General features: G+C 46.7%; 1 protein-coding gene. It reads right to left on the bottom strand.

From position 1 onward, the window contains the following. Positions 1 to 510: hypothetical protein (locus tag OW495_RS23020; RefSeq protein WP_289888555.1), on the bottom strand; the 510-nt coding region annotated here is incomplete at both ends.

Here is a 510-nt window from a genome sequence, read left to right as displayed (position 1 = left end):
CACCAGTAGAACCATCACCACCAGTAGAACCATCACCACCAGTAGAACCATCACCACCAGTAGAACCATCACCCCCAGTAGAACCATCACCACCAGTAGAACCGTCACCGCCAGTAGAGCCGTCACCACCAGTAGAACCGTCACCGCCAGTAGAACCATCACCGCCCGATGATTCGGAACCGTCACAGGAATCACCAGTAAAGGTAAAAATGCCATAGGGAGGATTACCAGCAGGAAAAAACATATCTGATTTAGCTTTACAAGAATTTCGACAAAGGGAAGCAACGTCCCGAGTGCCATCAGGGAAAGTAACAGTACCTAAGCTTTGACCTTCCATTTTCTTACAAGGGTCTTCACATCGACCTGTTGCAGGATTTAATTCAGTACCTTGAGGGCAAGAACTTGTAAAACCGCCACGAACCCATGCAGAACCGCAATTTCCAGAATTGTAGAAGATTTGAATATATCCGCCTTGAGGCCATACTTCCTTAACATCACAATTACCATAAC

This window comes from Vibrio sp. 14N.309.X.WAT.E.F5, assembly GCF_030397615.1.
Classification (GTDB): domain Bacteria; phylum Pseudomonadota; class Gammaproteobacteria; order Enterobacterales; family Vibrionaceae; genus Vibrio; species Vibrio lentus.
The sequence above is the reverse complement of the archived record's forward strand: the minus strand, read 5'-3'. Positions and strand labels throughout refer to the sequence as shown.